Source organism: uncultured Nitratireductor sp. (genome assembly GCF_913053745.1).
GTDB lineage: Bacteria > Pseudomonadota > Alphaproteobacteria > Rhizobiales > Rhizobiaceae > Nitratireductor.
Window position 1 is genome coordinate 1 of sequence record NZ_CAJXGF010000184.1, and the last position, 7,571, is coordinate 7,571.

Annotated in this window: 8 protein-coding genes; 5 read left to right on the forward strand and 3 right to left on the reverse strand. The window is 62.6% G+C overall.

What is annotated here, in order from left to right; translation table 11 throughout:
• The 3 genes from QZ638_RS20960 to QZ638_RS20970 form a co-directional block, all read left to right on the forward strand.
• A partial coding sequence (locus tag QZ638_RS20960; RefSeq protein ID WP_295814053.1) for a 1-deoxy-D-xylulose-5-phosphate synthase occupies nt 1–1,098 on the forward strand: 1,098 nt, incomplete at its 5' end.
• Nucleotides 1,099–1,167: 69 nt separating this feature from the next.
• The gene (locus tag QZ638_RS20965; protein WP_295814056.1) at nt 1,168–1,902 is read left to right on the forward strand and encodes a TlyA family RNA methyltransferase; all 735 of its coding nucleotides are present in this window, start codon (nt 1,168–1,170) and stop codon (nt 1,900–1,902) included.
• Entirely contained in the window at nt 1,899–3,140 is a 1,242-nt protein-coding gene (locus QZ638_RS20970) for a class I SAM-dependent RNA methyltransferase (RefSeq protein ID WP_295814059.1), read from the forward strand. Before QZ638_RS20965 ends, QZ638_RS20970 begins: the two co-directional genes overlap by 4 nt.
• On the opposite strand, the gene QZ638_RS20975 is transcribed toward QZ638_RS20970, so the two are convergent.
• The 3 genes from QZ638_RS20975 to QZ638_RS20985 all read right to left on the reverse strand — a co-directional run bounded on the left by QZ638_RS20975 (nt 3,141) and on the right by QZ638_RS20985 (nt 5,851).
• On the reverse strand, nt 3,141–3,842 hold the full coding sequence (locus tag QZ638_RS20975) for an NAD-dependent deacylase (protein WP_295814063.1): 702 nt from the start codon (nt 3,840–3,842) through the stop codon (nt 3,141–3,143). It abuts the gene before it with no gap.
• Nucleotides 3,842–5,260 carry a metalloprotease TldD gene (gene tldD / locus QZ638_RS20980; protein WP_295814065.1) on the reverse strand — a complete coding sequence of 473 codons (1,419 nt, stop codon included), beginning with the start codon at nt 5,258–5,260 and terminating at the stop codon, nt 3,842–3,844. Before tldD ends, QZ638_RS20975 begins: the two co-directional genes overlap by 1 nt.
• Nucleotides 5,261–5,344: 84 nt before the next feature.
• Nucleotides 5,345–5,851 (reverse strand): invasion associated locus B family protein, encoded by a 507-nt coding sequence (locus tag QZ638_RS20985; RefSeq protein WP_295814068.1) that lies wholly within the window; start codon nt 5,849–5,851, stop codon nt 5,345–5,347.
• 348 nt (nt 5,852–6,199) lie between these two features.
• On the opposite strand from QZ638_RS20985, the gene coxB reads away from it, so the two are divergent.
• Both coxB and QZ638_RS20995 read left to right on the forward strand, forming a co-directional pair.
• A complete protein-coding gene (coxB, locus tag QZ638_RS20990; protein WP_295814070.1) occupies nt 6,200–7,060 on the forward strand; it encodes a cytochrome c oxidase subunit II in 861 nt (286 codons plus the stop codon).
• A gap of 38 nt (nt 7,061–7,098) precedes the next feature.
• Nucleotides 7,099–7,571 (forward strand): cbb3-type cytochrome c oxidase subunit I (locus tag QZ638_RS20995; RefSeq protein WP_295814071.1); only part of this gene is annotated, 473 nt, incomplete at its 3' end.

A 7,571-nucleotide genomic window follows, 5' to 3' on the forward strand; every position in this document is an offset into this window, starting at 1 on the left:
AACGGACCGGTGCTCATCCATGTGGTGACGAAGAAGGGCAAGGGCTATCCGCCCGCCGAGGCGGCTGCCGACAAGTATCACGGTGTCGGCAAGTTCGACGTCATCACCGGCGCGCAAGCCAAGGCGCCCGCCAATGCGCCGAGCTACACCAAGGTTTTCGCCCAGTCGCTGGTCCACGAAGCGCGCGAAGACGAGCGGATCGTCGCCGTTACGGCGGCCATGCCGTCGGGCACCGGGCTCGATCTGTTCGGAACGGAGTTTCCCGAGCGCACCTTCGATGTGGGCATTGCCGAGCAGCACGCGGTGACGTTCGCAGCCGGTCTGGCAACCGAGGGGTTGCGCCCCTTCGCGGCGATTTACTCGACGTTCCTTCAGCGCGCCTACGATCAAGTGGTGCACGATGTGGCGCTGCAAAATCTGCCGGTGCGTTTCGCCATCGACCGGGCCGGCTTTGTCGGCGCGGACGGCCCCACCCATTGCGGCGCGTTCGACATCACCTATCTGGCCAGCCTGCCGAATTTCGTCGTCATGGCCGCGGCTGATGAGGCGGAGCTGCGGCACATGGTCCGCACAGCCGCGGAGCACGATCAGGGGCCTATTGCGTTCCGCTATCCGCGCGGCAATGGCGTGGGTGTCGATATGCCCGAGCGCGGCGAAGCGCTGGAACTGGGCAAGGGGCGCGTGATGCGCGCGGGGTCCAAGGTGGCATTGCTTTCTCTTGGTGGACGGCTCGAGGACTGTCTCAAGGCGGCGAACGAGCTGGATGCGGCCGGTCTATCGACGACGGTTGCCGATGCGCGGTTCGCCAAACCGCTCGATATGGATCTGATCCGCCGTCTGGCCCTTGAACATGAGGTGCTGATTACCATCGAGGAAGGGTCCATCGGCGGTTTCGGTTCGCATGTTCTCAACTTTCTGGCGCATGAAGGCCTGCTCGAAAGCGGCCTGAAGGTGCGGCCCATGGCCATGCCGGACCGCTTCATCAACCACGCCAAACCAGAGCGCATGGTTGAGGATGCGGGGCTCGATGCGGCGGCCATCACACGCCTGGTGTTCGCCGCCCTCGAAGCGCGTGCGGAGAGCGCGGCACGTGCCTGAATGCTCAGAGTTTGTGGGACCGGGCGAGGGGCACCTCCAGATCGTCTGCGTTTCCGGCGGAATGCGCTCATGAGGCTTGACCAGTTTCTTGTCGAACGCGGCTTTTTCGAGAGCCGCGCCCGCGCTCGCGATGCGATCCTGCGGGGCACCGTCGTCGTGGACGGAAAACCGGCGAAAAAACCGGGACAAGCCGTCGCACCGTCCGCAGACATCGGCGTCGACGATCCGGCAAAAGGTTATGTTTCACGCGGGGCATTGAAACTCCTGCGCGGACTCGACATTTTCGGCTTCGATCCGTCGGGTGCCCGCGCACTCGACATCGGCGCGTCGACCGGCGGATTCACGCAGGTGCTTCTGGAGCGCGGCGCCGCCCATGTCACGGCGATCGATGTGGGCAGCGGTCAGATGGATGCACGCATTGCCATGGATCCACGCGTTGCGTCGCTGGAGGGCGTCAATGCCCGGAACCTTGCAAGGGAGCATCTGGGCGCCTCCATACCGGATTTTTTAGTGTCGGATGTGAGTTTCATCTCGTTGAAACTCGCCCTTCCGCCCGCATTGGCAATGGCGGCACCTGGTGCGTGCGGCATCTTTCTGGTCAAACCGCAGTTCGAGGCGGGGCGGGAGGCCATCGGCAAGGGCGGCCTCTTGCGCGATCCCGCGCGGGCCGATGAAATAGCCGAAGACATGAAGAATTGGCTGGGGACGAATGCCGGATGGCGGGCCGTGGGGCTTGTGCCGTCACCCATCGAAGGCGGAGACGGAAACCGGGAATTTCTTCTGGCCGGGCTTAAGGACCGATGAGCGAAACGCTGACGATTGATCATCTGGGGGCACAGGGCGATGGTGTGGCGGTGACGCCGTCGGGGCCTGTCTATGTGCCGTTCGCGCTTCCTGGCGAGGTGGTTGAGGCACAGCTGCGCAAGGGGCGTGCCGTGAAGACGGAACTGCGTCAGGCCGCGCTCGAACGTGCCAAGCCGGTTTGCCGGCATTTCGGCGATTGCGGTGGCTGCGCGGTGCAGCATCTCGAGGGCGAAACCTATCTCGCGTGGAAACGCGACAAGGTTGTTAGAGCGCTGGAAGCACGGTCTGTGAAAGCGGAGGTCGGCGCGACGCTTGCCTGCCCGCCGAAGACGCGCCGGCGCGTGACGTTTACCGCCAGACGGCTGGGATCGGAGATTCTGCTCGGCTTCAATGCCGCGCAGACCCACCGTATTGTCGCAATCGAGGAATGCCCGGTGGCGACGCCCGGTATTGTGGCGGCGCTGGAGGATTTGCGACAACTCGCCAAGGCCGTTGCCGCGACGCCCAAGCCGTTTCAACTGACGGTGACGGAAACCCGTACCGGGCTGGACGTTGCGGCGGCGGGATCGGGAAGGCTTGGAGAGAAGCAGCGCCGGGCGGTCATCGACCTGGCGCTGCAAAAGGGCTTTGCCCGGCTTTCCGCAGATGGCGAGATCATCGTGGAGGGACGCAAACCCATCGTGATGTTCGGCGCGGTGCCGGTGGCCATTCCTCCGGCGGGTTTCCTGCAGGCGACCGCCGACGCGGAAGAGGCGATGGCGGCACTCGTGAGCGAACATCTGGGTGGCTGCAAGCACGTCGCCGATCTTTTCGCAGGCAGCGGCACCTTTGCGCTGCGGCTGGCGCAGAACGCGCGGGTCTATGCGGCCGAGGGAGATGCGATTGCGCTCGCCGCGCTTGAAATCGCCGCGCGCCAATGGCCTGCCCTGAAACCGGTAACGGCGGAGAAACGCGATCTTTTTCACCGCCCTCTGCTCGCGAAGGAACTGGCGCAGTTCGACGGGCTCGTGTTCGACCCGCCGCGTGCCGGTGCGGACTTTCAGTGTCGGCAGATTGCCCGTTCCAGCGTGAAACGGGTTGCGGCGGTGTCGTGCAATCCGGGAACACTGGCGCGGGATCTGGCGATTCTTCTGGAGGGAGGCTATCGCGTAAGCAGCGTCACACCGATCGACCAGTTTCTCTGGTCGCCCCATGTGGAAGCCGTGGTGCTTCTGGAAAAGATGCCGAAGCGGCGCTGATCAGCCTGTCAGCAGAAAATCGACATAATCGGGAACGACGCGGCTTGCCGGGCCGTGGATGGCTTCGTCGAAATCGTCGAAGGTGTCGGACGGTTCGAGATTGAGCTCGACGGTATGCGCGCCGGCGCGGCCGGCTTCCTGGACGAATTGTGCTGCCGGATAGACATTGCCCGACGTGCCGATGGAGATGAAGAGATCGGCAGCGCGCAGAGCGCCGTAGATACGCTCCATCTGATAGGGCATTTCTCCGAACCAGACGACATCCGGGCGCATCTGCCCGACGGTGACACAGGCGGGACAGGCCGATTCGACCGACATGTCGCCTTCCCACGCAGCACGCGCACCGCAATGGGTGCAGAGCGCGCTGCGATGTTCGCCGTGCATGTGGATGAGATTGTTCGAGCCGGCCCGTTCGTGCAGGTCGTCGATATTCTGGGTGACCAGAAGGACCTCGCCGGCAAAATCGCGTTCCAGCCGGGCGAGCGCCCGGTGGGCTTCGTTGGGCTCGAGTTCCGCAATTTTTCGCCGGCGCATGTTGTAGAAGTCGTGCACCAGTGCGGGGTTGGCGGCGAAGCCGTCGGGCGTTGCCACGTCGCGATAGTCGATCTTCGCCCAAAGGCCGTTCTTGTCGCGGAACGTGTCCACGCCCGATTCGGCGGAGATGCCCGCGCCGGTGAGTATGACGATGCGCTGGAAGCCCATCAGGTCTGCGTGCCGCCGACGGTCATCCGATCCATGCGCAGATGCGGCTGGCCGACGCCCACCGGTACGCCCTGTCCGGCCTTGCCGCACATGCCCACGCCATTGTCGAGCGTCATGTCGTTGCCGACCATGGAGACCCGGTGCATGGCATCGGGGCCGTTTCCGATCAGCATGGCGCCCTTCACGGGCCGGGTGACCTTTCCGTCCTCGATCATGTAGGCCTCGGTGCAGCCGAACACGAATTTTCCGGAAGTGATGTCCACCTGGCCGCCACCGAAGGATACGGCGTAAATGCCCTTCTTCACCGAAGCGATGATCTCTTCGGGCGTTTTGTCGCCGGCCGTCATATAGGTGTTGGTCATGCGTGGCATGGGCTCGTGCGCATAGGATTCGCGGCGGCCATTGCCGGTGGGGCGCATGCCCATCAGGCGGGCATTCTGCCGGTCCTGCATATAGCCGACAAGCTTTCCGTCCTCGATCAGGACATTGTGGCCCGAGGGGGTACCCTCATCGTCGATGGTGAGAGAGCCGCGGCGCTCCGAAATCGTGCCGTCATCGACCACGGTCACGCCTTTCGCCGCAACCTGCTCGCCCATCAGGCCGGCAAAGGCGGAGGTCTTTTTGCGGTTGAAGTCGCCCTCCAGCCCGTGGCCGACGGCCTCATGCAGCATAACGCCCGGCCAGCCATTGGCCAGCACGATATCGAAGGTGCCGGCAGGCGAGGGGACGGCCTCCAGATTGACGAGCGCCTGGCGCAGCGCCTCGCTGGCGGCGAACCGCCAGGAATCCTCGGCGAGAAATTCGCCAAAACTCTTGCGCCCGCCCATGCCGTAGGAACCGGTTTCCTGCCGATCGCCATCGCCGACCATGACGGACACATTGACGCGGACGAGAGGACGAATATCGCGTGCGACGTGGCCGTCGGCACGGACGATTTCGACATGCTGCCAGGATGCGGCAATCGAGGCCGTGACCTGACGCACCCGCGGGTCTTTTGCCCGCAGCCATCCGTCGATTTCCTGCAAAAGCTTCGCTTTTTCATCGAAACCCGGCGAAACGATCGGGTTTTCATCGCCATACAGGCGCTGATTTGTACCGGCGGGCGCGGCGGCCAACTTGCCCGAATACCCGTCCTTGACGGTTGAGACGGCATCGATGGCGCGGCGCAGGGAAGCCTCCGACAAGTCGCTGGAATGGGCATAGCCCGTTGCTTCGCCGGCAACCGCTCGCAGGCCAAAACCCTGATCGGTGTTGAAACTGGCGGTTTTCAACCGGCCATCGTCGAAGGCGAGCGCTTCTCCCTCCCGGTATTCGAGAAAGAGTTCCCCGTCATCCGCGCCGCGGATCGTGTCGGAAACGAGGGATTTGAGCCGTTCGGGGGAGCAGTCGAACGCATCAAGCAGCGATTTGGCGGTCATTGAACGATATCCTGTCGAAACTCCTCTCCATTTAAGGAAAGCGGCGCGCGCAATCCAGTGCAGCGCGGACGGGATGTCGCATGACTATCGGGGCAGCGCGTCGAAACCTTCGGCGAAGCCATTGAGATCGACCGGGATGCCGATGCCTTCCTCCGGCGTCTGGAAAACGATGAACGTGGCCGACTCGCCGGACTTGAACGTCTCGACGAGCTGATCCTCAAGGATCACCTCTGCATAGCAGCCATCCTGGAAGCAGCGCACGAAATAGGCGCGACCGATGTCCTCGCCATCGACATTGAGGCCGAGCCCGTTGGGCAGAAGCACACCGAGCGGGGCCAGCACGCGCAGGATCTCGGCCTTTCCGTCAGCGGTGCGCAGCACCACGACCGAAAGCCCCATTTCCGGCCGGTCCTCGGCGACGACATTCTGCATCATCGCGCATTGCTCGCTGGAAGCGCCGGCGGGCGTATCGCAAAGGATGGACCAGGCACCATGGGTCGAACGAACCGTACCGCTTTGCTGCGCATGCGCGCTCAATACGGGAAAAACGGTGATCGCGAGCGCGGCGGCGGCGCATTTAAGGAAGGGCATGCTCATTGTTCCTGGCTCCCGTACGAATCAGGGCAATTTATCCTGCGTTTGCAGTCGGCGAAAAGGGATTGCGTCGGCAAAGATTGGGAAAACCTGTTTATGTGACAACAAACCGGGCAATTCCGACGGAAATGGGACGCCCCGTCGTTTTGTGCTATTGCACTTTCAACGTGGACGGCAGTATGAGCCTGCCGAAGGGGCGCAAAAATGCCGCACGTCGCATCCAACGCCTTCCTTGCGGTTCAAATGAGAGTATGGTTTGAACGCGCCTATAAAAAGCCAGAATTCCCTTTGCGGCAAAACCGGACAGTCCGGCTTGCCGTGTCGCCACGGGAGATGACGAGGGGTATGAAGAATATCGCTGTTGGCCTTGCCACTCTGCCGTTTCTCGCCACGGGCGCCGTTGCTGCGCAACCGGAGCCTTGGCAGATGCGCTTTCAACCTGCCGCTACCGGCATCATGCACGAGATTACCTGGTTCGAGCAGTATACACTGTGGTTTATCGTCCCGATCACCATTCTCGTCATGGCGCTGCTCGGGTGGTGTATTCTGCGCTTCCGCGCGAAGAACAATCCGACGCCGTCGCGCACCAGCCACAACACGCTGATCGAGGTCATCTGGACGGTCGGCCCCGTGATCGTTCTGCTGTTTCTGGCCGTGCCGTCGTTCCAGCTTCTGACAGCGCAGTATACGCCTGAAGAAGACCCGGCGCTCACCATCAAGGCGACCGGCGTCCAGTGGTACTGGGATTACGAATACCAGCTCGAGGAGCCGGTTTCCTTCACCTCTCTGATGCTGAAGGAAGACGAACGCGCCGACGCCGGCAAGGAGGACAAAACCGTCTATCCGCGCCTGCTCGCCGTGGACAATGAGATCGTCGTGCCCGTCGACACCACCGTTCGCGTGCTCGTCACCGCCAGCGACGTGATCCACGCCTTCGCCATGCCGGCCTTCGGAATCAAGGTCGACGCGGTTCCCGGCCGCATCAACGAGACGTGGTTCAAGGCCGAGAAGGAAGGCCTTTACTACGGACAGTGCTCCGAGCTGTGCGGCAAGGACCATGCCTATATGCCGATTGCCATCCGCGTTGTGGCTCAAGACCAATACGACACCTGGATTGCGGCTGCCGGCGAGGATCTCTCCGGCGCCAACGAGGCCCTGATGGCCGCGATCGAAGGCAAGACGAAAGTTGCGTCTGCCGGCGAATGAGCCCGCAGACGTCTAGAGAGGAAATGGAGCGGTAGGAAATGGCAGGCGCTACAACCCAGGACGCCCATGGCGAACACAAGCCGACCGGATGGACCCGGTGGGTATACTCCACCAACCACAAGGACATCGGCACGCTTTATCTGATCTTCGCCATTTGTGCGGGCATCATCGGCGGTTTCCTGTCCGTCATGATGCGCTGGGAGCTTGCTGAGCCCGGCATCCAGATTTTCCATGGTCTTGCCGCCATGGTCTACGGTTTCGAAGGCGACGCCGCCATCGACGCCGGCAAGCACATGTTCAATGTGTTCACCACGGCGCACGGCCTCATCATGATCTTCTTCATGGTCATGCCGGCGCTGATCGGCGGTTTCGCCAACTGGATGGTGCCGATCATGATCGGCGCGCCCGACATGGCGTTTCCGCGCATGAACAACATCTCGTTCTGGCTTTTGCCGCCGGCTTTCATCCTGCTGCTCATGTCTCTTTTCGTTCAGGGACCTGCCGGTGCCTA